Genomic DNA, 25104 nt, shown 5'->3' with positions numbered 1-25104 from the left:
GTACAAAAAATCCGGCTATTGCCGGATTTTTGTATTCGGGAATCACTGCATCCAGGGCGGAGGCGGTGGTTCCTCGGACTTGGCCGGTGGCGCGTCGTCGGCCATGCGCATGGCCTGGCGCCGCTCCTCGTCCAGGCGCGCCGCCTCGATCTCCCGCAGCACGCCGCCGACATCCGCCAGTTCTTGCGGATCGTCGAACTCGCCGGTCAGGACGCTGGCCGGGTGCAGGGTGCCGGCTTCGTACAGGGCCCACATCTCCTTGGCGTAGCGGGTGCGTTTGAGCTCCGGGGCGAAACGCCCGAAGTAGGACGCCATGTTGCCGACATCCCGCTCCAGCATGCTGAAGGCGTGGTTGTTACCCGCCGCATCCACCGCCTGGGGCAGGTCGATGATCACCGGGCCGTCGGGGGTCAGCAGCACGTTGAACTCGGACAGGTCACCGTGCACCAGGCCGGTACACAGCATCAGCACGATCTGGGAAATCAGGAAGGCGTGATATTCGCGGGCCTGATCCGGCTCCAGCACCACGTCATTCAGGCGCGGCGCGGCATCGCCGTATTCGTCCGCCACCAGCTCCATCAGCAGCACGCCTTCGAGGAAGTCGAACGGCTTGGGCACCCGCACGCCGGCGTTGGCCAGGCGGAACAGGGCCGCCACTTCGGCGTTCTGCCAGGCGTCCTCGGTCTCCTTGCGCCCGAACTTGGACCCCTTGGCCATCGCGCGAGCCTGACGGCTGTTGCGCACCTTGCGGCCTTCCTGATACTCGGCCGCCTGACGAAAACTTCGTTTGTTCGCCTCCTTGTAAACCTTGGCGCAACGTAATTCGTTGCCGCAGCGCACCACATAAACAGCTGCTTCTTTACCACTCATGAGTGGGCGCAGCACCTCGTCGACCAGACCGTCCTCGATCAGGGGTTCAATGCGTTTTGGAGTCTTCATCAGCTTTTATCAGGGGTCCTTTATTACCAAACACGCGAATGTCACTCGTTATACGGCAATCCTCGCACCACGGGGAGAGGTTACCGACCTACGACAGTGCCGATGCACTCAATGTGCCAGGTCAACCCGTCATGTCGACACGCTCGACCGACCAGGATCATAGCCCAGTGCTCGGCGGCTGCCCGTTGCCAAACAAGAAGCTGGCGAGCGCTTCGCGCTCGATCGCGAGCAAGCTTCGCTCCTACAAACACCTGGCCCCTCAGCGCTCGACAATCGCCGTCACGCCCTGGCCTCCGGCGGCGCAGATCGAAATCAGGCCACGCCCCTGCCCCGCCACCTCCAGCAGCTTCGCCAGGTTGGCGACAATGCGCCCGCCGGTGGCGGCGAACGGATGCCCGGCGGCCAGCGAGCTGCCTTTGACATTCAGCCGGCTGCGGTCAATGGAACCCAAGGGCGCGTCCAGCCCCAGGCGGGTCTTGCAGTAGTCCGCGTCCTCCCAGGCCTTGAGCGTGCACAGCACCTGCGCGGCGAAGGCCTCATGGATTTCGTAGTAATCGAAGTCCTGCAGCCTCAGGCCATTGCGGGCCAGCAAGCGCGGCACCGCGTAGACCGGCGCCATCAGCAGCCCTTCCGCGCCGTGGACGAAATCCACCGCCGCCGCTTCGCCGTCGCGCAGATAGGCGAGGATCGGCAAGCCACGTTCCTTCGCCCACTCCTCACTGCCCAGCAGCACCAGGGACGCGCCATCAGTCAGCGGCGTGGAGTTGCCCGCGGTCAGGGTGCCTTTGTCGCCGCGTTCGAACACCGGCTTCAACGACGCCAGCTTTTCCAGGGTCAGGTCCGGGCGCAGGTTGTTGTCGCGGGTCAGGCCGAGGAAGGGGGTCATCAGGTCGTCGTGCCAACCCTCGGCATAGGCGGCGGCCATTTTCTGATGGCTCTCCAGCGCCAACTGATCCTGCTCATCGCGGGGAATGTTCCAGGTTTGCGCCATCCGCTCGCAGTGCTGGCCCATGGACAAGCCGGTCCGCGGTTCTCCATTGCGCGGCAGTTCCGGCTTGAGGTGCCGGGGGCGCAGTTGCAGGAAGGTCAGGAGCTTGTCACCCAGGGTCTTGCCGCGGTTGGCTTGCAGCAGGATCTTGCGCAGCCCCTCGTTGACCCCGATCGGCGCGTCCGAGGTGGTATCGACGCCGCCGGCGATGCCGCATTCAATCTGCCCCAGGGCGATCTTGTTGGCCACCAGCAACGCCGCTTCCAGGCCGGTGCCGCAGGCTTGCTGGATATCGTAGGCCGGGGTGGTCGGCGACAGCCGCGAGCCGAGCACGCATTCGCGGGTCAGGTTGAAATCCCGGGAATGCTTGAGCACCGCGCCAGCGGCCACTTCGCCCAGGCGCAGGCCGTGCAGGCGGTAGCGCTCGATCAGGCCTTCCAGGGCCGCGGTAAGCATGGCCTGGTTGCTCGCGGTGGCGTAAGGCCCGTTGGAACGGGCAAAGGGGATACGGTTGCCGCCGATAATCGCAACACGACGCAGCTGAGTCATGGAAAGCTCCCTATTCTGTGAGTGGCACAACCGACAAGCGTAGGTTCTGTAAGAAAAGTCGCCGAGCGGCGATCAGGCCGTTCATATGCAGAACCCAGCTTGTATCTCATGGACCGAACGACCAAAGGCCCCTCGTGGTCCACACTTTGAACCTCAGTTCCTGGAGCGTGTTCCATGTCAGATCGTTACATCGACTTCGCCAACTCGTCCATCGGCCACCGCCTGGTCGGGGCCCTTGGCCTGCCGTCGCCGGTACGTCTGGAGCGCTGGCAGGCCGGCCGCATGCGTCCGGTCGAGGGGGCGCTGCTGATCGGCGGCGGCCCGCTGACCCAGCAGGTCGGCGCCATCGCCCCGCGGCTGACCGAGAGCATCTACAGCTACGGCACCGATCCGACCCTCGCCACCGCCTGGATTCCCGGCCACGGCCCCAAGCTCAAGGCCGTGGTGTTCGACGCCAGCGACCTCCTGCAGACCGACCAGCTCAAGCAGTTGCGCGAATTTTTCCAGCCGCTGATGAAGAACCTTGAGCCCAGCGCGCACCTGGTGATTCTCGGCCGCGCCCCCGAAACCCTCGGCGATCCGTTCGCCGCCAGCGCCCAACGTGCCCTGGAGGGTTTCAGCCGCTCGCTGGCCAAGGAGCTGCGCGGTGGTGCCACCCTGCAATTGCTCTATGTCGGCGAGGGTGCCGAAAGCCAGCTGGAAGGCGCGCTGCGCTTCTTCCTCTCGCCAAAAAGCGCTTACATCTCCGGCCAGGCGATCCGCCTGACCCCCTGCGCGACCCAGGTCCAGGACTGGACCCGGCCCCTGGCCGGCGCGCGGGCACTGGTCACTGGCGCGGCGCGCGGCATCGGCGCCTCGATCGCCGAGACCCTGGCCCGGGATGGTGCCCAGGTGGTGCTGCTGGACGTGCCCGCCGCCAAGACCGACCTCGAAGCCCTGGCCGCGCGCCTGGGCGGCCATGCGATCACCCTGGATATCTGCGCCGAGGACGCCGCGACCCGGCTGGTGGAACAGTTGCCGGACGGCATCGACATCGTGGTGCACAACGCCGGCATCACCCGCGACAAGACCCTGGCCAACATGACCCCGGAATTCTGGGACGCGGTGCTGGCGGTCAACCTCAACGCGCCGCAGGTACTGACCAAGGCGCTGCTGGACAGCGGCTGCCTGCATGACAACGGCCGGCTGATCCTGCTGGCGTCCATCAGCGGTATCGCCGGCAATCGCGGGCAGACCAACTATGCGGCGAGCAAGGCCGGGCTGATCGGCCTGGCCCAGTCCTGGGCCCCGCTGTTGCAAGAGCGCGGCATCAGCATCAACGCCGTGGCCCCGGGCTTTATCGAAACCCAGATGACCGCGCACATTCCGTTCGCCCTGCGCGAGGCCGGGCGGCGCATGAGTTCGCTGGGGCAAGGCGGCCTGCCGCAGGACGTCGCCGAAGCCGTGGCCTGGCTCGCCCAGCCGGGCAGTGGCGCGGTCAGCGGGCAAGCGCTGCGAGTCTGTGGGCAAAGCGTATTGGGAGCGTGAACATGAGCCTGCAATGGCATGAGCTGGATACTCCGCCGAACCTGCCCGAGCTGTACTGGAAGGCCGCGATCCGCCGCAAGATCACCGGCACCGAGTTGCCTGAATATGGCCTGCGCCGCCAGGTGAGCGTGCAACCGGCGAAGCTTGCGGCCTATCGCCAGGTCTGCGGTTTTACCGAGAACGGCCTGCTGCCGCCAACCTACCCCCATGTGCTGGCGTTCGCCCTGCAGATGCAATTACTGACCGCCAGGGACTTCCCCTTTCCGCTGCTGGGGCTGATCCATCTGGCCAACCGCATTCGCGTGCTACGGCCCATGGGTGGGGTCGGCAACTTGAGCATCGGGGTGCGTGCGGACAACGTGCAGCCCCATGCCAAAGGCGCGGTTTTCGATCTGTTGACCTACGTCGACGACGCCCTGGGACCGCTGTGGGAAGCACAAAGCCGGATGCTCTGTCGGGGTGTGCAACTGCCGGGCGAAGCATCGGCCGAAGAACCGTCGGCCGAGGCCAGTCTCAGCGAGCTGACGCGCTGGCAAGCCCCCGCCGACATCGGCCGGCGTTACGCCCGGGTGTCCGGCGACTACAACCCGATTCACCTGAGCGCCATCAGCGCCCGAATGTTCGGTTTCCCCCAGGCCATCGCCCACGGCCTGTGGAACAAGGCGCGGACCCTGGCGGCGTTGAGCGAGCATTTGCCGGCGGCCCCTATCGAGATTGCCGTGGACTTTCGAAAGCCAGTGCGCCTGCCCAGCGAGGTGTGCCTGCTGGCAAGCGCCGCGGGCTCGAGCGGTGACCTGCGCCTGACCGGCGCGGGCGACCTGGAACATATGAGCGGGCACTGGCAGCCGCTGGCCTGAGCCCGCCTCAACCGCGACGAATCAGGAACACGCCCGCCAGGATCAGCACCAGCCCGGCAATCTTGCCGAGGCTGATGGGCGCCTCGCGAAACCCCGCCCAGCCGAAATGGTCCAGCGCCAGGGCCATGCCCAACTGCCCGGCGAGTACCAGGGCCATGAATAGCATCGCGCCGATCCGTGGCCCGGCGAAGGCCGCGGTGGCAATGAAAAATGCTCCCAGCAGACCGCCGCACCAGTGCCACCAGGTCAGGCTTTTCAAGGCCGTCAGGCCGGGCACTTCGCGCTGGGCCATGGCCAGGACCAGCAAGGCCACGGTGCCGACAAAAAACGAGATCAGCGCCGCCGCCAGCACGCTGGAAACCTGCTTGGCCAATTGGCCGTTGATTCCCGCTTGCAGGGGTAAAAAAGCACCGGCAATCACCGGCAGGCAAAGCAGCCACCAGACAGGGGCAGGCATAAAGTTTCTCCAGAAAAAAAGCCAGGCCGCGGATTATAAGGCAAGTTGACGCCAAATTCGTGACGGGGTCGCCAGGCAATTAATTGTATATATATAACTTTCGTTGACGCCCCCTAATAGTTCTCACTTGAAAAAACACAACATACTGATTAACAACACCTTTTAAAAAACATATTCGCTTATCACACCTTTGGTATTAGTCCCTCCGCAGGAGCAAAAACAGTCAATATATAAGTTGTTAATACCAACTTGAGAATGGTGAAAAAAAGTACTTGGACCTTTTATAGCGGCTACGGACGAAAACATCTCCAGCAACAGAACTGGAGAGTTATCGAAGACAACAAAACGTTGTAACAGGTGCAAGGAATCTCACTCATGAAAACTCAAGTCTGGTTGAAAACAAGCACAGCGCTGGCCCTGATCCTGGCCCTCGGCCTGACCGGTTGCAGCAGCGGCGGTGGCGGCCACAAGAGCAGTTCCGGCAGCTCCTCGCCCGACAGCGCGGCAGGTACCGACAGTGGCTCTGGCGGCTCCGGCGATGGTTCGGGCGGTGCCGGCGGCACCGGTGGCGGCACCGCGGGCACAGGCGGGACCGGCGGAATCGATGGCGGAACTGATGGTACAGGCGGGATCGGCGGCGGTACGGGTGGTACAGGTGGAACCGGCGGCGGCACTGCAGGGACGGGTGGCACTGGCGGGACCGGAGGAACGGGTGGCGGCACCGACCCGACCAACCCAACGGATCCGACCGACCCGACACCCCCCACCACTACCCCGTTGGTCACCTCGACCCTGGTGTCCGACCTCGGCAGCACCATCAGCGGCGTCGGCGACGGTGTCAGCACCCTCAGCAGCGCGCTGGCTCCGCTTCCGGTAGTCGGCGGGGTCCTGCAAAGCGCGGTGAACACTTCCGGCAATGTGGTCGACACCGTAGGCGATGGCCTGACCAATGGCCTCGGCCAACTGGGTAGCGATCCACAGGCCTTGAGCAAGACCACGGCCATAGTCGGCAACGTGGTGTCGGACGTCGGCGATGGCGTCTCGGACATCAGCGGCAAGCTGGCCACCAGCACCAGCAGCATTCCCCTGGTGGGCGGCGTGGTCACCCGGGTGGCGCCGGTACTCGACGGCGTCGGCGACAAGGTCAGCATGCTCGGCGACACCCTCACCACCGTGACCAGTAGCGGCCCCCTGGGGACAGTGACAGACAAGGTGGGCAACAACCTGCTGGTGCCGGTCGTCACCCTGGCAGAAGGCCTGACCGGCAAGGTGGTCAGTTCCACGGGCCTGAGCGCTCCGGTCGGCGGCCTGATCGACAAGGTGGCAACGACCGTCGACGGCCTGGGCGACAAAGTCACCGCCACGGGCGGTGGCAACACGCTGACCAATACCATGGGCGGCACCCTGAACAATGTCGCCACCACCATCGGCAATACCAGCAACCTGACGACCGCCCCGAGCACCGGCGGGGGAACCATCGGCGGCACCGGCCTGCTGGAAACCGTCGGCGGTGCGGTGGTCAACCTGGGTACCGGCTTGAATGCCGGCAACACCAACACCCTGGTCAGCGCCACAGGGGTAAGCACAGCCTCGGTCGGCAACGTCGTAGCCTCGGTGGGCGGAGCCCTGGGCGGCACGGGTGTGGCCAATGTCGGCGCCACTGCGCCACTGGCCGGTGTCGGCGCCACCGTCGGCGCAGCGTTGAACCCGGTCACCACCACCGTCACCGGCCTGACCCAGCAAGTGGGCGCCACGACCGGCACCGGCACCCCCATCGCCGGCCTGCTCACCCAGGTAGGCGGCGCCGTCAGCACGGTAGGCACCACCCTCACCGCCAGCGCCCCCAACCCTGTGGTGAGCACCGTCGGCCAGACCGTGAACACCCTGGGGACCACGGTCACCTCGGTCGGGACCCTGGTCGACGGTGGCACCACTGGCGGCACTACGGGCAGCCTCGGTGGTGTGCTCGGCGGGCTGACCGGAACCCTGAGCGGCACCCAATAAGCGTTTTGCACCTGGCCGATTCGACGGCCCTACCTACAGCGCCTACGCTTGGTTGGAGACGAGGGATTCGATTGAGTCTCTCGTCTTTTTCTTGCCTGGAGCATGACGGTTGCAGTCCTTGATCAAGGCCAAGACCCTGACAAGCGCCGCCGACTGAAGTACCTCTCGCGTTGCTGCGACTTGACCATGGAGTGTCCTATGCGCGCTTTGGCTCCCTTGCTGTTAGTCTCGCTTTGCTCATACGTCCACGCCGAAAACCTTCCCAGCTTTCTCAATAGCAACGAAACCATCCGCAACCTGCCGGTACCCAACCTGCCGGCCGACGCCTACCGCCCCACGACCCCGGCGCCCAAACTGGCGCCCCCCAAGGAACCCCAGGCCCAGCCCCTGATGATGGGCACCACAGTCAACGTCAGCACCGTGCAGATCGAGGGCGGCACCCTCTATCCGCTGAGCGAGCTGGCAGAGATCTACAAGCCGCTGATTGGCCATGCAAGCACCCTGGGGCAACTGATCGAAGCCACCCGGGAAATCACCCGCCGCTACCAGCAGGACGGCTACCTGTTGTCCTATGCGTTCCTGCCGCAACAGAGCTTCGACCAGGGCACCGTGCGCGTGGTCCTGGTGGAGGGCTACATCAAGGACTATCAGTTGCAGGGCGATATCGGCCCGGTCTCGGCCTACCTCGACAAACTGGTGGCAAAACTCAAAGCCGAACGGCCGCTGACCCGCAAGACCTTCGAGCACTACACCACCCTGATGAGCCGCATTCCCGGGGTCACCCTGCAAGCCCAGGTGCCGCCACCGGGAACCACCGACGGCGCGGCCTACCTGATTGCCCAGGCCAGCCGCAAACCCTTCACCAGCAACCTCAGCGCCACCGACGACAACCGCAATGGCCTGCAAGCGCTGCTGGCGGTCAGCAGCAACTCGCAGACCTCCATGGGCGAGCAGGTAACCCTCAGCGGCCTGTTCCCGCCGGGGGACGATCACGAGCGCTACTACCGCCTGGACTACAACCAGTTTCTCAATGACGAAGGCACCCAGCTGAGCCTGTACGGCACGCGCTACCGCGCCGACCCGGGGACCAATGTGCGGCTCGACAACGGCCTCGAACTCAAACCCCACCGGGAGAACGACCGCTACTCCATAGGCTTGAGCCACCCGGTCATCGCCGCCCCCAACGAGCTGCTGATCCTGGGTTCGCGCCTGTATGCGGTCAACGACAAGACCCGCTATCAAGTGGTGGGTTATCCGCAGAGCGTCGAACTGAAAACCGACATTCGCGCCCTGGCCTTCGAGGGTGACTGGCGCAAGGCCAATGCACGCCAACTAAGGATTCTCAGTGCAGGGGTGTACCAGGGGCTGGACGCCCTGGGCGCGAAGACCAACGACAACCTGTACGACCTGGACTTCTTCCGCGTGCGCCTGTCCGGCGTGCAGAGCGACAAGTTCTTCGACAACTGGCAAGGGGTGCTGTCGGCGGCCCTGTACTGGAGCCGCGACAACCTGCCCGACAGCGAGCGCGCGGTGTTCGGCGGGCAGAACTTCGGCCGAGGCTACCCCGACGACCAGGCGTCCGGCGACAAGGGTTGGGGCGCGGCCTACGAGGTGAACTACAGCTTCAATCGCGAAGACCGCTGGCTGCGAATCCTCCAGCCGTACGTGGTGCTGGATCGCTCGCGGACCTGGTTCAACGAACTGCCGGTCCAGGGCAACGACCTGTCATCGGCCGCCGTCGGCCTGCGCTTTGGCGACGCCAAGTACTACAACATCTCCCTCGAAGCGGCCAAGCCGATGTCCGATGAAGCCCTGGACACCCACAACCGGCGCCCGCGCTACACCCTGAGTTTCAGCTACCAGCTGTAAAAAGCCCCTCAAGCCAAACGAAAACGACCTGCTCCAAGGCGGGTCGTCTTGTTCAGGCAAGCATCAAAAGTCGTAGCGCACCTTGGCGGTGAAGGTGTCAGCAAAGAAGTCGGTCTTGGTCAGGTAGTTGTACGAACCGCCCAGGCTCCAGGCACCGACGCGATAGGTCGCGCCCAGGCTCGTTTCATAACTGTCGCGTACCGGCGATACGCCGCTGGTGGTGAATGGCGTGCCCCCCAGGACAAAGGTCGAGGTGGTGTTGGCCCTGTCAGCGATACGAATCGATCATCACGCAGGTTCAGGGATTGACCAGATGGATGCGTGGCTGCGGGAACAGCGTGTTCAGGGTTTCCAGCAAGCGCACGTGGTAGATGGGTTTGCGGAACAGGTCCAGCACTTGCAGGCGCAGCAGGTCGCTGACGTCATCCATGTCGGCATGCCCCGAGGTGACGATCACCGGCAGGTGCTGACGGGAGGTGTGGTCGCGCAGGCGCCTGATCAGCGACAGGCCACTCTCCTCCGGCATGCGCAGGTCGGTGATGACCAGCGCGATGTCCGGGTGTTGAGTGAGATGGGCCAGGGCGAGCTTGACCGAGGTCGCGGTGAAGCAGCAAAAGCCTTCACCCTCCAGCAATTCGGCGAGCTCGAGCAGCGCGTCCTCTTCATCGTCCACGAGAAGAAGCTGCTGGCGTGGAAACGAAGAGGCGCTCATGGGCAATACCTGAAAGTGACTGAATACCGATGGGTATCGACGCCTCGATAAAGCCTTGAGGACCGTTGCTATGTACTACTCATCAGCCGGAACGGCGTCCTCCAAAGTATCTCGCAAGACCGTGAAGGTGCCGGTGATAGCCTCTGATATGTCAGGTACAAATGCCGCGATGGCCACGGCCACCATACCGGCGATAAGCGCATACTCGATCCCTGAGGCCCCCTCGTTATTCTTGAGGAAACGCAGGAGCCGGGAGGCCAGAAGGGTGATCCATTGGGTAGCGAGAATGAAGAACATCTAGTTTCTCCTCAACGCACTGAGTGTTGCAGCGTTGCAACATGATTCCCCTGTGCCACCACAGCATTGTCAACAAAATTCCAGCCAACAACTGTAAGAACGAATTAATCATTAAGTATTAGCTCGTCCCTTTGACGTCAAAAAAAACGCGACATCAGACAGGACACGGATGAGCCAAGTTATTTTCTCGACAGTAATGGCGTTTTGTTGCAGCTGTTCTACCTTCAAATAGCGAAATAGTTGCTTGTTCATAGCTGCCTGATTGCGAAATTGACTCATTGGATGTGCGAGTCGGTAATGCAGCGGGAAAGGGAGAGCCGTCATGAACAGTCGTATCACTATGGGGTTGGCTGGGGTGTTTCTGGTGGGGGCTCTCATTGCCGGTTACTGGGGCCTGGCATTGAGTCGCAGGCCCGCAGCGCAACCTGTAGCGCAGCCTTCCCCCGCCACCGTGCAAACCGTCACCGCTTCCGCCGAAGATGCGACACGCCAGCCCGTCGCGGTGCTGGTACGCGACATACCTCCGTTCGTTCCCATCAAGGCCGGCGATGTCACGCTGGAGCGGCTGCGCACCGCGCCCGCCGGCAGCCTCAAAAGCCTCGATCAAGTCATCGGACGCACGCCATGGCGGGCGTTGCCCGCGGGGACCTGGCTGAGCGAGGAAAGCTTCGAAGCCGGGGGCAGTGTGGCCCGCATGATCCGTGCCGACGAGCGCGCCCTGGCCGTCGCGGTAGACGAAGTCATCGGCGCCAGCGGGCAACTGAGCCCTGGCGACTACGTCGATGTGCTGCTGTTCCTGCGTCAGGACAGCAACAACCTGCTGCCCTCGGCCCAGGTCGTGGTGCCGGCCCTGCGGGTGCTGGGCATTGGCGAGCAACTGGGCCTGACCAACGATGGCAAGCCGGGCTCGCCGCCCGCCAGTGCCGAGGAAAAACTCAAACAGGATCAGCGTCGCCTGAACGCGCGCAGCGTGTTGCTGGCTGTCCCGGAACCCTTGCTGAGCCGCTTGATGCTCGCGGCTCAAGCCGGCGTGCTGCGCCTGGCGGTACGCAGCGCCGACGAGAAACGCCTGGCGCATTACTGGGCCGGCGAAAAAAGCGCGTCGAAGCATCTGCAAAACGCCGACAGATCCTTGATCCAGTTCAACCAGTTGGCCCTGTCCACCCCCTCTCCCTCCACCACCAGAACGTTCGACGCCACATCGCGTCGCGCCCAGATAGAAGTCATACGCGGCATCGAAGCGAGCCAACAAACACCCTGATCATGCAAGGACACCTCTTCATGTCCAATGATTCCCAGCCCCTGTTCAAAGGCCTGATCCGGGCCCTGATGTCGAGCGGTGTACCTGCCGAGGGCGACGCCCCGCTGTGTAAGCACGACCCGAACGGGTACTCCCTGGAAAACCGCAACTTCAATCAACGCAGTGGGCTATCGCAATGAGCCAGAACCTGAGCCAGACCTTCCTCGCGATCACCCGCAACGGCACCGACCTGGAATGGCTGCAAGGCGCCCTGGCGCCACTCGGGCAGGTGGTCAGCGCTGGCAGCGGCAGCCTCGACGAATTGCTGGCGCTGGTGGATGTGACATTCGCCAGCCTGGTCTTCGTCGGTCTCGATCGCGAGCATGTGGTCACCCAGTCGGCGTTGATCGAGGGCGCGCTGGAGGCCAAGCCGATGCTGGCCATCGTCGCCCTGGGCGACGGCATGGACAACCAACTGGTACTCAACGCCATGCGCGCCGGGGCCCGCGACTTCGTGGCCTACGGCTCGCGCTCCAGCGAAGTGGCCGGCCTGGTACGGCGCCTGAGCAAACGCCTGCCCCAGGTCACGCCGAGCACCCAGCTCGGCGGCCTGACCGTGCTCTACGGCACCCAGAGCGATGCCGATGGCGCCCTGCTCGCCAGCCATCTGGCGCTGGTGGTGCAGAAGAGCGGCCAGCAGACGCTGTTGCTCGACCTCGGCCTGCCGCGCGGCGACAGCCTGGCGCTGCTGGGGCTGGAAAGCTCGTTCCACTTCGGCGATGCCTTGCGCCATCTGCGGCGCCTGGATGCGACCCTGATCGACAGTGCCTTCACCAGCACCGAAGCCGGGCTGCGGATCCTGGCCTATGCCGGCCATGACGAGCCGCTGGAACGCACCAGCGCCGCCGAGTTGTACATGCTGCTCAGTGCCCTGCGCCAGCACTTCCAGCACATCGTGGTGAACCTCACCGGACAACCGGACAGCGAAGCCCTGCGCACCTTCGTCGGCCATTGCGACAAGTTGCTCTGGTACACCGACCAGAGCGTGCTCGACTGCCGTCGCAACCTGGCGGTACTCAACCTCTGGCGCGAAAAAGGCATGAAGCTGGAACACGCCCGCCTGCTGGTCGACCGCTACCTGCGCGGGGTCGCTCCGGATGCGCAAACCCTGGGCAAGACCTTTGCCCTGGAAGTGATCGCGGTCCTGGCCTATAGCCCCGAGGTGCGTCTCAACGCGAAAAACCAGGGCGTCACGCTGTTCGAACTGGCCCCCCGCGAAGGCCTGACCCAATCCCTGAAGACCCTCGGCGAGCGCCTGGCCAGACGCTCCCAAGGGCTGCCCACGGCGAAGCCCGGCTGGTTCGAGCGCCTCAGGGGAAGTCGATGAGCAGAGAAAAACTTTTCGGCGCCCAGTCCCACAGCCCCATCGGCAACACCGATCACGAGGGCCTGAAGCTGGTGTTGCATCGCTACGTCATCGACGCCATCGAAGAGTCGGGGAAAAACCTGCTGGAAGGTTCGCGCCAGGCACTGGCCCGCTTCATTACCGACAAGGTGGCCGAGTACATCTCGCGCCTGCACCTGGCGATCTCCCGCTATGAAATGGAGCGCCTGGCCGAAGAACTGGTGGACGAGCTCACCGGTTTCGGCCCACTGGAAGTCTTGCTGCGCGATCCGGCGGTGACCGAGATCCTGGTCAACGGCCCGCACCGGGTGTTCGTCGAGCGCGATGGCGTGCTGCACCAGAGCGACCTGCGTTTCATCGACGCGCACCATGTGGAGCGGGTCATGCAACGCATCCTCGCGCCCCTGGGCCGACGCCTCGACGAGTCCTCGCCCATGGTCGATGCACGGATGCCCGACGGCAGCCGGGTCAACGCGATCATCCCACCGATCGCCCTCGACGGCCCTTGCCTGTCGATCCGCAAATTCCGCAAGGACATGCTCAAGAGCAGCGACCTGATGGCCATGCAGACCATCGACCAGGCGATCTTCGAATTCGTCCAGGAGGCCGTGGGCAAGCGTTGCAACATCCTGATCAGCGGTGGCACCGGCACCGGCAAGACCACCCTGCTGAATATCCTCAGCCAGTTGATCAACCCTCACGAACGGCTGGTGACCATCGAAGACGTGGCCGAACTGCAACTGGGCCATCCCCATGTGGTGCGCCTGGAAACCCGTCCGCCGAACGCCGAAGGCCATGGCGAGGTCAAGGCCAGCGACCTGATCCGCAACGCTCTGCGCATGCGCCCGGACCGGATCATCCTCGGCGAGATCCGTGGCGTCGAAGTGCTCGATGTACTGACGGCGATGAACACCGGCCACGACGGTTCCATGAGCACCGTGCACGCCAACAATGCCCAGGATGCCCTGCTGCGCCTGGAAACCCTGGTGGGCCTGACCGGGCGCCAGGTGGCCGAACGCACCCTGCGGCAGATGATCTGCGCGGCCCTGGACGTGGTGATTCAGCTGACGCGCCTGCCCGATGGCCGGCGCTGTGTCAGCGAGGTGGTGGAAGTGGTCGGCGTACGCGAAAACATTTACGTCACCAACACCCTGTTCCGTCTGAACCGACGTAGCGGTTTCGGCTTTCTGCGCGAAGCGGCCAACCCCGCTGGCGACAAGCTGCGACGCGACGCCGACCTACCCGTCAACTGAGCCAGGGAGCGCCACCGCATGTTAGGTCCCGTGCTGCTTGCCCTCCTGTGCCTGACCCTGCTGGGGCTGTCGGGCTGGATGTTCTACAGCGGCCTGCGCCAGGCCCGCACCGCCCGGGTGCTCGACCGCCTGGCCCAGGGACAACCGCAACCAAGCGAGGAAAAGACCTCGTGGAATCGGCTCGAAAGGGCCTTTCTGCGCGCGGGCCTCGGTCGTCCCACCGAACGCCTGGGGCTATGGCTGGTGGTCTGGGCCCTGGGCTGCATGCTCGGGTATGGGCTGGGCAAGTGGCCGGGGCTGCTCGCCCTGCTCGTCGCACCGCCTGTGCTGCTGCGCCTGTATATCAGCTGGCTGTACCGGCGGCGCCTCAAGCGCATGATCGAACAGCTGCCGCCCTTGCTCGACCATGCCGTGCGCAGCCTCAAGTCGGGACGCACTCTGGCCGACGCGGTGCTGGGCGGCATCGAGGCCGCCGACAATCCCTTGAAGCACGCCATGGGCCGGGTCCAGCGCAACGTGCTGCTGGGGGTCAACCTGCCGGATGCGGTGGCGGACTTCGCCGAATTGTACGAGCGCGATGAACTGCGCCTGTTCGCCCTGGGGCTCAAGGTCAACCACCGCTATGGCGGCAATGCCAGCGAGCTGCTGGAAAACCTGATCAAGCTGATCCGCGAACGCGACCAGGCCGCCCGGCAACTGCGCGCGATGACCGGCGAAACCCGTATCACGGCGATGGTCCTCGCGGCCCTGCCGGTGTCATTGGCCGGCTATTTCCTGATAGCCAACCCGACCTACCTGATGAGCATGTGGAACCAGAGCGGCGGCCGGATGATGCTGCTGGCCGCCTTCGGCTTGCAGGTCATCGGCTGCGCGCTGCTGTGGCGCATGCTGCGGAGTGTTTGACATGACAGCCTTGCTGATCAGTGCACTGTTGTTTCTCGCAGCCATGCTGCTGGTACTGGGCAGCTTGCTGGAACAGCGCCGGCGAACGCGCCAGGTGACCGAGCGCCTGCAGGGGCACCTGGCGCGCGACAACACACTCGGCAACTGGCTGCACGTGCTGGGCGACAGCAAGGTCGGCCAGTACGCGGTCCGGCTCGACAATGAAACCCAATTGCTGCTCAACCGCCTGGGCTGGCGCAGCGCACGGCAACGCTCGCTGTTCGCCGCCTGCCAGATCGGCGCACCGATTCTCGCCCTGGGCCTGACCCTGGTGATCCAGGGGGTGTTTTTCCCGGCGGCGAAAAACCACTGGGTCGCTCCGGTGTTCGCTCTGAGCCTCGGCTACCTGTTGCCCAAGCGCCTGTTGGCCATGGCCGCCGGCAGGCGGCAGAAACAACTGGCGGTCGATATCTCCACCTTCATTCCCCTGTTGCGCATCCTGTTCGAGTCGGGCATGGCGGTGGAACAGGCCCTGCGGGTGTTGAGCAAGGACGCGCAGAAACTGCTGCCGGCCCTGACCCAGGAATTGCGCATGGTGCTGGCCCGGGTGGATTCCGGCCTGGAACTGGGGGACGAACTGAACAAGTCCGCGCGGCTGCTGGCCGTCGATGAGTTCACCGACACCTGCGTGATCCTGCAACAGCTGATTTACCAGGGCGGCGGGGCGATGAAGTCGTTGCAGTCGCTCAAGCTGCTGCTCGATGACCGGCGCCTGACGCGCCTGCAGGAATACATCTCGAAGATGTCGGCGAAAATGTCCGTCGTGATGATGCTGTTTCTCTTCCCGGCGTTACTGATCGTCCTGGCCGGACCTGGCGTCAGCGCCATTGCCCGGGCTTTCGCCCACCAATAGAAGGATGCAGCGGCCTGCATGCGCAGCACACCCTCGTGACCATCGGAGGGTGCTGCACATGGGGAATAATCAGTGGGCGGTCACGCGCTGGCGCAACCCCGAGTTGCTCGGTGCCAGCGCCAACGCCAGCTGGGTGCGGTTGTGCATATGGGTCAGGCGCAGCACCTGGGACACGTAGAGCTTCACGGTGTTTTCCGTGATCCCCAGTTCACAGGCGATCTGGTAGTTGGTCTGCCCCTTGCCTACCAGGCGGGCCACATCCAGTTGCCGGGGCGACAGCTGATTGAAGATCGCCGGGATTTCGATCTGCTCCGCCTCGCCGCCGCCCTGGTCCGACGCCTGCGTCGTCGGTGGTACGAGTGGCGCGCGACGTACTTTGTCCAGATCCTGGTAAAGATCGTCAATGGATTCGGAAAGGAACTGCAGCTTCTGGTTCAGGTGCCCCAGCTGCAGGTTTTTCTGCCGCTCCTGCAACGTTTCCTCCTGGCGTTGCAGACCGGCCAGCAGCTCATCGAGGTCGATCGGTTTCTGGTAGTAATCGGCGATGCCGGCGCGCAAGGCCTTGATCACATCCTGCTTGTCGGCCTGGCCGGTGAGCATGATGGCCTCGAAAACCCGATGCTTGCCGGCGATACGCTGCAGTTCCTGCACCAATTGGATGCCATCGAGATCGGGCATGTGCAGGTCGCACAGTACCAGGCCGATTTCGGCATCTTCATTGAACTGCTGGATCGCCTGGCGGCTGGACTCACAAGGGACGCAGCGATAACCGCTGCTTTCAAGAAACTCGCAAAGCTCTTCGACTATCAACGGCTGGTCGTCGACCACGAGTACTTTGATGCGGGATATAAGCTTGTTCACGCGCAACTCCATGCCTGGCAAGCCCAAGACGAATGTTCCTGCCCTGCCGCGTCCACTTCGGGCAGGTACAAAATAAACGTAGACTACTTTCCGACTATGTACATAGAGATAGGCGGCATGAATAGCGGGCCCAAAGCAGGGTCAGGGCCATGCCGACCAGGACGAAAGGGGCGAAGGCAAACTTTTGCCCCTGCCGCGGATCGAGGTATTGCAAGGACCTTGCCAGCGGTTGGTCGGCAGCGGGCAACAGCCTGGGCGCGAGCAACCACCACAGGCCGCTGGCCAACGCGGCACCGATGAAGGTACCCAGCAGGTGCAGGGGGTCAGACGCCAGCCCCAGGGCCGCCAGGAGCTTCACGTCGCCGCCGCCCATCCGGCCCAGCACATAGCCCGGCACGGTCAGCAGCAAGGCCAGCAACAGCGCCCTGCCCCCCTGCACCGCGTCGGCGCCCAGCCAGGTGTTGCCAGCCCACAGCAAGTACCCCAGCGCCAGCAGCGCGACACCCAGGGTCAAGCCGTTGGCGAGATGACGCTGGCGGATATCCTGCACCGCACACAGCCCCAGCCAAGCCAATAGAATCCAATGCTGCATCGGTTAAAAAACATCCCTTCTGGCTGAATGATTCTATGCTGACATGACCTACTAGCAGTCAGGGTAGACGCCGCCGTGAAAGTCGACCTGCCAGAAAAACAAAAAGGTGCCGTGGCCATCGAGTTCGCCATGGTCTTCATCATTTTTTTCGCCGTGTTTTATGCCCTGGTCAGCTACAGCGTGCCGCTTTTGATGGTGCAGTCCTTCAATAAGGCCACTGCCGAAGCGGTGCGGCGCAGCGTCGCCCTGGACCCCGCCACGCCCGGCTATGACGCTGCCCTGATAGCGCGCGCGAAGAACACCTTGCGCGAGCAACTGACCTGGATTCCACAGGCCTTCAACTTCAATGCCAACAACGCCAGCGATGCCACCGTGACTTACGCGGGTGGCCTGCTCACGGTCCGTGTCCACTACTCCACCGACAAGCTCAGACAGGTCATCCCCTTCCTGGTGCTGCCGGGCCTGGGCAGCGTGCCCGCCCTGCCCGCGAACCTCAGCGCCCAGTCGAGTCTGCAATTTTGAGCTCGGGCGACAAACTCCTCGGGCGCTTTCTCGGCCGGACGACGCCCCAGGCGCTTCCTCCCGCGCCGCCCCTGGCCACGCCCGGAGTCGGCCTGCTGGTGCACCTGGACCACAACGCCCAGGTGCTGCAAATGACCGGCCCGCTGCGCCACGCCCTGGCCCAGCCGCCGGCCGCCGAAGGGCCGGCGCCGTTGCTGGACTACCTGCTGGCGCACAGCGCGCTGAGTGTCGAAGGCAGCCCTGGCGACTGGCAGGGGCACATGCTCGACCTGGACTTCCATGGTGCCGGCGGGCAAACCCTGCACCTGCGCGGCTGGGTGCAACCGTCTACCCAAGGCTGGCTCCTGCACCTGCTGGACATCGGCGACCTGTTGCTGGAACGCCAGCAGGCGCAGCAACGCCAGGACTGCCAGCAGTTCGCCGTGCAGATCAGCGAACAGCTGCGCCTGTGCAGCCTCTTTCGCCTGCCCGAGGTGCTGCATGAGCAACTCCATGCCCTGGCCCAGCACTGGCATATCCCCTGCCTCGCCCTGGCGCTGCTCGACGACCTGGAACAGGGCTGGTACATCCATGGCCTGTATCAGGCCGCCGATGCACCGCAGCTGTGGCACAAGGGCCAGGTCCTGGGCACCGGGCTGGACAGCCTGAACGGCAATGCCCCGCAGTCGCTGATCTTCACTCAAGGCCTTGGCGAGCATCCGCGCCTGCAACGTGCGTTCGGCAGCAGCGAGGGCTTTGTCGTGCCCTTTCGCGACGATCACGGTGTCGCGGCCTGGCTGCTCTGCGGCTTCTACCCGGTACGCCAGCAGGCACCGCAATTGAGCGAACGGGACTGGCTGCAATTGAGTGCCGCCCTGGCCGGCCCCTTGCTCGGACGTTTGCGCGAACAGCAGCACCATCACCAGCTGGAGCGCCTGGAGGCCTTGCAAGGTTTGCTCGGCACCGGTTGGTGGGAGTTGTTCGCGCAGGACAACGAGATCCAGCTGGCGCCGCAGCTGGCCCTCAACCTGCTGCTGGAACCCCAGACCCGACGCTTGTCGCTGCAGGCCTGGCTGGCCCTGATCCACCCCGCCGATCGCCAGGAACTGAGCAGCCGCCTGCAAGAGTTGCGACAAGGCAAACCGCTGCTGCTCTGCGTACGGTTGCAGCGGGCCGACCCGCAGTTGCCGGCCATCTGGTACCGCCTGCAGGGGCAAGCCCTGGGCATTGGCCAGAACCAGCGCTTCGTCGGTTTCATGCTGGACATCAGCGACATCAAGAACCAGGAGCAGCAGGCGGCCGCGGCCCACGCCCGGCTGGACAACCTGATCGCCCATTCGCCGGCGGTGATCTATGTCCAGCGCTATGTCGAGGGTGCGCTGCAGCCGACGTTTTTCAGCGACAGCCTGCAGCCGTTGCTCGGCTGGACCCTGAACGACTGCAACGACGGCGCCCTGGCGGAACGGGTGCATGCCGACGACCGCGACCGCTACTTCGAGCGCAACCGGCAATTGCTGCGCGAAGGCGCGGTGCGCAGCCGCTATCGCCTGCTCGACAGCCGTGGCGAATACCACTGGGTGCTCGACGAGGCCAGGCTGCTGCGCGACGACCTGGGCATGCCGGTCGAAGCTGTCGGCCTGTGGCTGGACGTCACCGACGCCACCCTGGCCACCGAGCAGATACGACTCAGCGAGGAGCGTTACCGGATCCTGGTGGAAGACTCCCCGGCGATGATCTGCCGCTACCTGCCCGACCTGACCCTGACCTTCGGCAACCGGCCCCTGGCGACCTACCTGGAATGCCCGCCCGAACAACTGGCCGGAGCCAACCTCGGTGACTGGCTGTCCGCCGAACAACACGCCGCCTTCGTGCAACGCATCCGCCAGCTGACCCCGGAATTTCCGGTCAGCACCGCGGAAATCAACCTGCAACTGCCGGGGCGCGAACATGCCTGGTGGGTCTGGTCCGACCGCGGGGTGTTCGACGAGCAAGGACGCCTGCGGGAGATCCAGGCCGTCGGCCGCGACAACACCGAAGTCCGGCGCTCCCAGCTGCAACTCATGCAAAGCGCGAAGATGGCCACCCTGGGCGAAATGGCCACCGGGCTGGCCCATGAAATCAACCAGCCGCTGAATGTGATGCGCATGGCCATCGTCAACGTGCTCAAGCGCCTGAACAACGGCGACGTGCAACTCGACTACCTGCAGGACAAGCTCAAGCGCATCGATGCCCAGGTCCAGCGGGCCGGCCGGGTGGTGGACCATATGCGGGTGTTTGGCCGCAGCTCGGAGATCGAGCAACAACCTTTCGATCCGGCCCAGGCGGTGGAAGGCTGCCTGTCGCTGCTGGCCGATGGCATGCGCGGCAAAGGCGTTGAGTTGCGTGTCGCGCCAATCGACTTCAACGTGCAGGTGCGGGGCTATGTCGATCAGCTTGAGCAAGTCTTGATCAACCTGCTGGTCAATGCCCGGGATGCGCTGCTCGGCCGGCGCGAGCAGGATCCGGACTTGCGGCCCTGGATCGCCATACGCGCCGAACATGACGCGCAGCGGGTGCGGCTGCTGGTCGAAGACAATGCCGGCGGCATCGACCCGCGCCTGCTGGGGCGCATCTTCGAACCGTTCTTTACCACCAAGCCGGTCGGCGTGGGCACTGGCCTGGGGCTTTCGGTGAGCTACGGCATAGTCGAGAACATGGGCGGGCGCCTGAGCGTGAGCAACACCGGCGAAGGCGCCTGCTTCTGCATCGAACTGCCGTTGGTACAGAGCGATCAGATCACCAGATAGGCCCGGCCGGTTTGGCCGCAGGTGAGGTTGGCGCCCACCTCGACCTTGCCCAGATCGATGCCCAACACCGCCAGGACATTGTTCAGCAATGGGTCCAGCAACGGGCCGAGCAAGGCGCCGATAGCCGTGGCCAGCAGGCCGACTACGGTGTTCAACGCCGACAGCAAGGTATTGAGCACCACCCCGAGCAGGCTGCCGATGCTGGGCGGGTGCTGAATCAGAGTGATGCCGGTCAACGACGCGCGCAGGCTGCTGACCACATTGGAGGCGGTCACGCTGTGCCAATCGTCGTCCGCCAGTTCCTGCTTCATTTTCGGCGGATTGACGAAGGTGAAATTCGGCTCGTGGGTACCGGCGACCGACGTGTCGATCATCAACTCGCTACCGCCGCCGGCAAAAGGGACACGCGGATCGCAAGGACCAAGCAGCCCCTGGCAGGTCCTCGCGCCGATATCCACCAGCGGCAACGGGCTCACGCTGACCTGAGCGGTCGAAGACGCCCAGTTGCTGGCGTCCACCCGACCGACCTTGAGCTTGACCGCGGAGGTGGTGGTGTCGACGGAAAGGCTGTTGTCGCTGTCGCTGACGCAGGTATAGCCGGTGACATGACTGTCGCCGGCCGCCACTTCAAGGCTGACATCCAGATTCGCGCCGTCCGGCAGGATCAGCAGGTCGGTCTTTACACAGGGGCCACCGAGCACACAGCTGAGATTGGCGCTGAGCACCGTATTGAGCGTGACCACCACCGGCGACAGCAGGGCATTCACCGCCTGCAGCACGCTGTTGATCAGCGAGAGATCCAACGTCAGCAACGCCCGCACCTGAGCGGTACGCACATAGATGCGATTGGGCCCCAGCGGGTCGGCGGCGGCCAGTTCCGGGTTGCCGATGGCAAACTCCGGAGGTGAAACAATCTTGACCCGGGTGGTGACGCCCGCCAGCCCCAACACACTCACCGGCAACTCGACCGCCGCGGCGCTCTGACTGCTGGCCAGTTGCAGGAACGCCTCGACCAGGCTCAGCAGTTGGACGCTGGCATCCAGCCCGGCGTCCGCGGTGCCGGTCTGCAACTTCAACAGGTCACCCAGTTTCACCGGAACCGTATTGATGGCTGCGGCCTTGATGCTGCCCAGGGCTGTCAGCACCTCGAGGGTAGCGCCATTTCTCTGGGCCACGCTGATGGCGGTCTGGAGCAGTTGGGTAATGTCGGTATCGACGTCGAGCAGTTCGCTGTAGTTTCCGGCGCTCACATTCAGATCAATGGCCAGCTGCTTCAGGTAACCGAGCAGGCTGATGTCGGTATCGACCAGGCCCTGCCAACCGAGCAGGCTGACATTGATCGCGCTACCCGCGAGACCGCTGAGGGCGCCATTCAACAGATTGAGGTCGACCAGCGTGCTGCGAATCGTCAATTGCGCCAGCGGTGGCTTGGGTTGGGCCGCTACCGCCGTGGCACTCAACGAGGTCGTGGTGCTGACGGGATTGTCGGAAAACAGATTGGTTACGCCGAGGGCGATGCTGGTGGGCACCGCTTCACTGACCACCACTCGGATGGCGCTGGCCTGGCTGGCGTTGGGGCTGAAGGTGCGCAGGTTGTCGGCACCGGTCTGCAGTGAGCCACAGGTGGCTGTCAGCGGTCTGTCGTCTCCCACCACAAAGCCGTTGCGCGCCGCGCTTTCTTTCGCATACCTATCCGCGCTGCCCCCCGCCAGGCAATTACCACCCCGCGCCACCGCCTCCAGCGCGGCGTTATCGGCCACCCGTTGCAACTCACGCTGATCCAGGTACAGGCGCCCGCTGTCGACCACCACCAAGGTGCACAACACCGCCGTGCCCAGCGCCAGCGCCCCTATCAGACCAATAGCGCCACGCTGCCGAGCCGGTCCGGAAAACTGCGTGCGGGAAAACATGGAGCACTCCTTTGCCGGCGCACCGCCGGGCGCAACCTCCGCTGGGTGAAAGGAGTGTAGTCAAGGCTGGAATACAACGCTGGCGACTTGCCAGCGCTGTGTTTGGGCAAGGGCCCGTGCAGCCCTCGCCCGTGGTGGAATACCGCGACTTACCTGGGCGGGTAGTTCGCCAGGATCCGGCCGACGGTCTCCCTGATCGCCGTGCTGCGATCGGCGGGGTTTGGCGTGCTGCTGAGTATCTGCTCGTCGCTGCCGCGCCACACCAGCTTGCCGTCCTTGCCATCGAGCAGGTCGATCTGGATGGTGGCGACCTTGTAGGTGATGTTGCGGGTTTCGTTGTACATCGGCGCGCCCCAGTAGCCGTTCCACGGGCCACCCCAGCCGCCGCCGTAATTGGTGGTGACCTGTTGCTGGCGGTTCTCGACGATCAGGTAGGTCTGGACGTTGAGATCGGCCTTTTTGCCCGCCGCGGCCGGACGCAGGCCGCGCTGGTCGAGCTGATCGCTGACGGCCTGGCGGATGCGCTGCTCGGTGAGGTCGCTCTTGATCCGCGGATCGTCGGGGCGGTATTGCAGAGCGGGTTCCTTGAAGCTCCAGCTGCGATAGGCCGCGAAGTCGCGGCTGGCGTCGAAGTCATGGTTGACCTGGTTGGCGGCGCAGGCGCTGAGCAGCGCGGCCAGGGCCAGTAAAGCAAGAGGGCGGAACATGATGTTTCTCCAGAAGAGCAAATGCACCTGAAGGGATGTCGCTAGGGTCTGTACGAAAGTCGGCGAGCGAAGGTCAGGCAAGCCTGTTTTAACCCAGCCCAGCGTGCAGCTTCGTACGGAGCCTAACTAGGAGGATACGCCGCCATGGCCTTTTCCACAGCCTCGCGCAGCGCATCGGCGCGCTCGCTCAGGCTGCCCTGGCTCGAGGTTTCCGCGCTGGCGCTCCACACCGGCTGGCCACTGCGACCGTCGAACAGGTTGACCCGTACCACCACGACTTCCACCTCGTAGGTACGCACCACCGGCACTGTGTTGTACATGCCGTAGCCGGGGCCGTAGCGGTTGTAGCCATAACCGCCGTAACCATAGCCATAGTCGTCCTGCACCTGGCGCAGGCGCTTTTCCAGGTGCAGGTCGGCGCTGACCCACAGGTCCGCCGGACGGTTGTCGTGCAGCGGGCGCAGGCCGCGCTGGTCGAGGGCGTTGCTGATCGCCTCGGCGACCTGCGCCGAATCGGCCCAGGCCGAGCCATTGGGCAGGCGCCCGTTGCGCCAGGCCCAGCTGCGATAGCGCCCATAGTCGCGCTGGGGCGCGGGGTAGGCGCTGCGGTCGAAGGTCCCGGCCGCCTGCGGGGGCGCCGGCGGCAGTGGATTGGAACTGGCGACATAGGGGTTGGGGCTCTGGCAGGCCGCCAGCCCCAGGCACAGCACAAGCAAACCAGCGTGGCGTTTCATTTCGAGCTCCGCTCAGACCGGACGACAAATCCAGTGCAGGTAACGCCCAAGCCCGGCAAAGCTTGGGTGACGACGATGGGCCAATTCCATTTCCAACAGGTCCAGCAACTCGGCACGGGCCTGGAATTCCACCGGCATGTAGTCATGGAAAACCCGTACCCCGCTCTGGGTTTCGACTCGCCACAAGCCGTCGAGTTGCGCCGCCAGTTCCCGCGGATCGAGGGGCTGTTGCGGGGTCAGGCTCTGCTTCTCGCCGGCCATGTCGTTCTTGCGCATCTTGCGAAAGTGGCCCTTGAGCAGGTTGCGATAGATCAGCGCATCGCGGTTATAGAAGGCCAGCGACAGCCAGCCGTCCTGGGTGGTCAGTTGATGCAGCACCGGCAGGATCGCATGGGGCTCGGCCAGCCACTCCAGCACCGCATGGCACAGCACCAGGTCATAGGGTTCGGTGAGCTGGCCCAGCAGGTCCTGCCAGGGCGCCTGGATAAAGGTCGCCTGTTGGCCGGCCTCGGCGAAGCGCTGGCGGGCGCCTTCGAGCATCGGTTCGGCCGGTTCGGCCAGGGTCACCTGATGGCCACGCTGGGCCAGCCACAGCGACATATGCCCCAGCCCGGCGCCGATATCCAGTACCCGCAGCGGGCGGTCCGGCAAGGCTTCGGCCAGGTCGGCCTGGAGCACCGCCAGGCGGATCGCGCCCTTGGCGCCGCCGTAGATCTTTTCCGCGAAACGGGTCGCCAACTGGTCGAAATGACGGTCGCTCATCAGCCGAACCGCCGTTCGCTGTCGGCCAGCTTGCTGCGCACCACCTGCTCCAGGTCCAGGCCCAGTTCGCTGCACAGCAGCAACAGGTAGAGCACGATGTCACCGACTTCCTGGCCGGCATGGGCCAGCTTGTCGGCCGGCAGTTGCCGCGACTGGTCTTCGCTCAGCCACTGGAAGATTTCCACCAGCTCGGCCATCTCCACGCTGGCGGCCATGGCGAGGTTCTTCGGGCTGTGAAATTGCCGCCAGTCATTGCGGTCGCGAATGGCGTGCAGGCGTTGGGTCAGTTCGTCTAGGTTCATCGGGGTCTCCTGAAGGCGTATAGCTTCGGGGGGATGGCGGATGAAGGCAAGGCCCGC

The 25104-nt window shown here is 64.3% G+C and carries 24 protein-coding genes and 1 pseudogene; 12 read left to right on the top strand and 13 right to left on the bottom strand.

Annotation, left to right across the window (positions count from 1 at the left end; genetic code table 11):
* Positions 1-42 precede the first annotated feature (42 nt).
* A complete protein-coding gene (locus C4K27_RS03470) occupies positions 43-939 on the bottom strand; it encodes a PA4780 family RIO1-like protein kinase (RefSeq protein WP_053259510.1) in 897 nt (298 codons plus the stop codon).
* 259 nt (positions 940-1198) lie between these two features.
* On the bottom strand, positions 1199-2476 hold the full coding sequence (locus C4K27_RS03465; RefSeq protein WP_053259509.1) for an acetyl-CoA C-acetyltransferase: 1278 nt from the start codon (positions 2474-2476) through the stop codon (positions 1199-1201).
* A 174-nt stretch (positions 2477-2650) separates the two neighbouring features.
* On the opposite strand from C4K27_RS03465, the gene C4K27_RS03460 reads away from it, so the two are divergent.
* Both C4K27_RS03460 and C4K27_RS03455 read left to right on the top strand, forming a co-directional pair.
* On the top strand, positions 2651-4003 hold the full coding sequence (locus C4K27_RS03460; RefSeq protein ID WP_053259508.1) for a 3-oxoacyl-ACP reductase: 1353 nt from the start codon (positions 2651-2653) through the stop codon (positions 4001-4003).
* A gap of 2 nt (positions 4004-4005) precedes the next feature.
* Positions 4006-4860 (top strand): MaoC family dehydratase, encoded by an 855-nt coding sequence (locus tag C4K27_RS03455; protein ID WP_053259507.1) that lies wholly within the window; start codon positions 4006-4008, stop codon positions 4858-4860.
* 7 nt (positions 4861-4867) lie between these two features.
* Here C4K27_RS03455 and C4K27_RS03450 read toward each other — a convergent pair whose 3' ends face one another.
* Positions 4868-5317 (bottom strand): DMT family transporter, encoded by a 450-nt coding sequence (locus tag C4K27_RS03450; protein WP_007928728.1) that lies wholly within the window; start codon positions 5315-5317, stop codon positions 4868-4870.
* Positions 5318-5692: 375 nt separating this feature from the next.
* Between C4K27_RS03450 and C4K27_RS03445 the strand changes: the two genes are divergently transcribed.
* Positions 5693-7321 carry a collagen-like triple helix repeat-containing protein gene (locus C4K27_RS03445; RefSeq protein WP_053259506.1) on the top strand — a complete coding sequence of 543 codons (1629 nt, stop codon included), beginning with the start codon at positions 5693-5695 and terminating at the stop codon, positions 7319-7321.
* A gap of 198 nt (positions 7322-7519) precedes the next feature.
* Positions 7520-9190, top strand: a complete 1671-nt coding sequence (locus tag C4K27_RS03440) for a ShlB/FhaC/HecB family hemolysin secretion/activation protein (RefSeq protein WP_053259505.1) — start codon at positions 7520-7522, stop codon at positions 9188-9190.
* Positions 9191-9253: 63 nt separating this feature from the next.
* Here C4K27_RS03440 and C4K27_RS31390 read toward each other — a convergent pair.
* The 3 genes and pseudogenes from C4K27_RS31390 to C4K27_RS03425 form a co-directional block, all read right to left on the bottom strand.
* Positions 9254-9466 (bottom strand): annotated as a pseudogene (locus C4K27_RS31390) (hypothetical protein); the annotation flags it as partial.
* Between the two features lie 22 nt (positions 9467-9488).
* Positions 9489-9902 carry a response regulator gene (locus C4K27_RS03430; RefSeq protein ID WP_053259504.1) on the bottom strand — a complete coding sequence of 138 codons (414 nt, stop codon included), beginning with the start codon at positions 9900-9902 and terminating at the stop codon, positions 9489-9491.
* Between the two features lie 75 nt (positions 9903-9977).
* On the bottom strand, positions 9978-10199 hold the full coding sequence (locus C4K27_RS03425; protein ID WP_053259503.1) for a Flp family type IVb pilin: 222 nt from the start codon (positions 10197-10199) through the stop codon (positions 9978-9980).
* Positions 10200-10521: 322 nt separating this feature from the next.
* Between C4K27_RS03425 and cpaB the strand changes: the two genes are divergently transcribed.
* The 6 genes from cpaB to C4K27_RS03395 are packed head-to-tail and all read left to right on the top strand — an operon-like array spanning position 10522 to position 15892.
* Positions 10522-11460 carry a Flp pilus assembly protein CpaB gene (cpaB, locus tag C4K27_RS03415; RefSeq protein ID WP_053259502.1) on the top strand — a complete coding sequence of 313 codons (939 nt, stop codon included), beginning with the start codon at positions 10522-10524 and terminating at the stop codon, positions 11458-11460.
* A 20-nt stretch (positions 11461-11480) separates the two neighbouring features.
* Positions 11481-11639, top strand: coding sequence for a hypothetical protein (locus C4K27_RS31145; protein WP_164523760.1), 159 nt, complete (start codon positions 11481-11483; stop codon positions 11637-11639).
* Positions 11636-12826: a CpaE/TadZ family protein gene (locus C4K27_RS03410; RefSeq protein WP_053259501.1), complete on the top strand. Its 1191-nt coding sequence runs from the start codon at positions 11636-11638 to the stop codon at positions 12824-12826. Before C4K27_RS31145 ends, C4K27_RS03410 begins: the two co-directional genes overlap by 4 nt.
* Positions 12823-14097, top strand: coding sequence for a TadA family conjugal transfer-associated ATPase (locus C4K27_RS03405; protein ID WP_053259500.1), 1275 nt, complete (start codon positions 12823-12825; stop codon positions 14095-14097). The genes C4K27_RS03410 and C4K27_RS03405 overlap by 4 nt, the downstream gene beginning before the upstream one ends.
* Before the next feature lie 18 nt (positions 14098-14115).
* Positions 14116-15000 (top strand): type II secretion system F family protein, encoded by an 885-nt coding sequence (locus C4K27_RS03400; protein WP_053259499.1) that lies wholly within the window; start codon positions 14116-14118, stop codon positions 14998-15000.
* 1 nt (position 15001) lies between these two features.
* Positions 15002-15892, top strand: coding sequence for a type II secretion system F family protein (locus C4K27_RS03395; RefSeq protein ID WP_053259498.1), 891 nt, complete (start codon positions 15002-15004; stop codon positions 15890-15892).
* Between the two features lie 69 nt (positions 15893-15961).
* Here C4K27_RS03395 and C4K27_RS03390 read toward each other — a convergent pair whose 3' ends face one another.
* The gene (locus C4K27_RS03390; RefSeq protein WP_053259538.1) at positions 15962-16753 is read right to left on the bottom strand and encodes a response regulator transcription factor; all 792 of its coding nucleotides are present in this window, start codon (positions 16751-16753) and stop codon (positions 15962-15964) included.
* Positions 16754-16847: 94 nt separating this feature from the next.
* Positions 16848-17345 carry a prepilin peptidase gene (locus C4K27_RS03385; protein WP_053259497.1) on the bottom strand — a complete coding sequence of 166 codons (498 nt, stop codon included), beginning with the start codon at positions 17343-17345 and terminating at the stop codon, positions 16848-16850.
* A gap of 75 nt (positions 17346-17420) precedes the next feature.
* Between C4K27_RS03385 and C4K27_RS03380 the strand changes: the two genes are divergently transcribed.
* Together C4K27_RS03380 and C4K27_RS03375 are read left to right on the top strand one after the other, a co-directional pair.
* Positions 17421-17867 (top strand): TadE/TadG family type IV pilus assembly protein, encoded by a 447-nt coding sequence (locus C4K27_RS03380; protein WP_007928690.1) that lies wholly within the window; start codon positions 17421-17423, stop codon positions 17865-17867.
* The gene (locus C4K27_RS03375) at positions 17864-20632 is read left to right on the top strand and encodes a PAS domain-containing sensor histidine kinase (protein WP_053259496.1); all 2769 of its coding nucleotides are present in this window, start codon (positions 17864-17866) and stop codon (positions 20630-20632) included. The genes C4K27_RS03380 and C4K27_RS03375 overlap by 4 nt, the downstream gene beginning before the upstream one ends.
* Here the strand turns inward: C4K27_RS03375 and C4K27_RS03370 are convergent.
* The 5 genes from C4K27_RS03370 to C4K27_RS03350 all read right to left on the bottom strand — a co-directional run bounded on the left by C4K27_RS03370 (position 20617) and on the right by C4K27_RS03350 (position 25047).
* Positions 20617-22542: a TadG family pilus assembly protein gene (locus C4K27_RS03370; protein WP_053259495.1), complete on the bottom strand. Its 1926-nt coding sequence runs from the start codon at positions 22540-22542 to the stop codon at positions 20617-20619. The two genes, C4K27_RS03375 and C4K27_RS03370, sit on opposite strands and share 16 nt — an antisense overlap.
* 149 nt (positions 22543-22691) lie before the next feature.
* The gene (locus C4K27_RS03365; RefSeq protein ID WP_007928685.1) at positions 22692-23249 is read right to left on the bottom strand and encodes a DUF4136 domain-containing protein; all 558 of its coding nucleotides are present in this window, start codon (positions 23247-23249) and stop codon (positions 22692-22694) included.
* A gap of 122 nt (positions 23250-23371) precedes the next feature.
* Complete coding sequence (locus C4K27_RS03360; RefSeq protein WP_053259494.1) at positions 23372-23983, bottom strand: DUF4136 domain-containing protein; 612 nt, start codon at positions 23981-23983, stop codon at positions 23372-23374.
* A 12-nt stretch (positions 23984-23995) separates the two neighbouring features.
* On the bottom strand, positions 23996-24745 hold the full coding sequence (locus tag C4K27_RS03355) for a methyltransferase (protein ID WP_007928683.1): 750 nt from the start codon (positions 24743-24745) through the stop codon (positions 23996-23998).
* Positions 24745-25047 carry a MazG-like family protein gene (locus tag C4K27_RS03350; protein ID WP_053259493.1) on the bottom strand — a complete coding sequence of 101 codons (303 nt, stop codon included), beginning with the start codon at positions 25045-25047 and terminating at the stop codon, positions 24745-24747. Before C4K27_RS03350 ends, C4K27_RS03355 begins: the two co-directional genes overlap by 1 nt.
* Between the last annotated feature and the right edge of the window lie 57 nt (positions 25048-25104).

The organism is Pseudomonas chlororaphis subsp. chlororaphis, from assembly GCF_003945765.1.
Taxonomy (GTDB): Bacteria; Pseudomonadota; Gammaproteobacteria; order Pseudomonadales; family Pseudomonadaceae; genus Aquipseudomonas; species Aquipseudomonas chlororaphis.
This window is presented reverse-complemented; position numbering and strand designations above follow the sequence as displayed.

Coding starts and splice junctions, on each gene's coding strand:
- C4K27_RS03395 (WP_053259498.1), top strand. CDS start 15,002: ATGACAGCCTTGCTGATCAGTGCACTGTTGTTTCTCGCAGCCATGCTG.
- C4K27_RS03470 (WP_053259510.1), bottom strand. CDS start 939: ATGAAGACTCCAAAACGCATTGAACCCCTGATCGAGGACGGTCTGGTC.
- C4K27_RS03430 (WP_053259504.1), bottom strand. CDS start 9,902: ATGAGCGCCTCTTCGTTTCCACGCCAGCAGCTTCTTCTCGTGGACGAT.
- C4K27_RS03405 (WP_053259500.1), top strand. CDS start 12,823: ATGAGCAGAGAAAAACTTTTCGGCGCCCAGTCCCACAGCCCCATCGGC.
- C4K27_RS03410 (WP_053259501.1), top strand. CDS start 11,636: ATGAGCCAGAACCTGAGCCAGACCTTCCTCGCGATCACCCGCAACGGC.
- C4K27_RS03445 (WP_053259506.1), top strand. CDS start 5,693: ATGAAAACTCAAGTCTGGTTGAAAACAAGCACAGCGCTGGCCCTGATC.
- C4K27_RS03450 (WP_007928728.1), bottom strand. CDS start 5,317: ATGCCTGCCCCTGTCTGGTGGCTGCTTTGCCTGCCGGTGATTGCCGGT.
- C4K27_RS03360 (WP_053259494.1), bottom strand. CDS start 23,983: ATGAAACGCCACGCTGGTTTGCTTGTGCTGTGCCTGGGGCTGGCGGCC.
- C4K27_RS03460 (WP_053259508.1), top strand. CDS start 2,651: ATGTCAGATCGTTACATCGACTTCGCCAACTCGTCCATCGGCCACCGC.
- C4K27_RS03370 (WP_053259495.1), bottom strand. CDS start 22,542: ATGTTTTCCCGCACGCAGTTTTCCGGACCGGCTCGGCAGCGTGGCGCT.
- C4K27_RS03350 (WP_053259493.1), bottom strand. CDS start 25,047: ATGAACCTAGACGAACTGACCCAACGCCTGCACGCCATTCGCGACCGC.
- C4K27_RS03355 (WP_007928683.1), bottom strand. CDS start 24,745: ATGAGCGACCGTCATTTCGACCAGTTGGCGACCCGTTTCGCGGAAAAG.
- cpaB (WP_053259502.1), top strand. CDS start 10,522: ATGAACAGTCGTATCACTATGGGGTTGGCTGGGGTGTTTCTGGTGGGG.
- C4K27_RS03385 (WP_053259497.1), bottom strand. CDS start 17,345: ATGCAGCATTGGATTCTATTGGCTTGGCTGGGGCTGTGTGCGGTGCAG.
- C4K27_RS03455 (WP_053259507.1), top strand. CDS start 4,006: ATGAGCCTGCAATGGCATGAGCTGGATACTCCGCCGAACCTGCCCGAG.
- C4K27_RS03465 (WP_053259509.1), bottom strand. CDS start 2,476: ATGACTCAGCTGCGTCGTGTTGCGATTATCGGCGGCAACCGTATCCCC.
- C4K27_RS03425 (WP_053259503.1), bottom strand. CDS start 10,199: ATGTTCTTCATTCTCGCTACCCAATGGATCACCCTTCTGGCCTCCCGG.
- C4K27_RS03400 (WP_053259499.1), top strand. CDS start 14,116: ATGTTAGGTCCCGTGCTGCTTGCCCTCCTGTGCCTGACCCTGCTGGGG.
- C4K27_RS03365 (WP_007928685.1), bottom strand. CDS start 23,249: ATGTTCCGCCCTCTTGCTTTACTGGCCCTGGCCGCGCTGCTCAGCGCC.
- C4K27_RS31145 (WP_164523760.1), top strand. CDS start 11,481: ATGTCCAATGATTCCCAGCCCCTGTTCAAAGGCCTGATCCGGGCCCTG.
- C4K27_RS03440 (WP_053259505.1), top strand. CDS start 7,520: ATGCGCGCTTTGGCTCCCTTGCTGTTAGTCTCGCTTTGCTCATACGTC.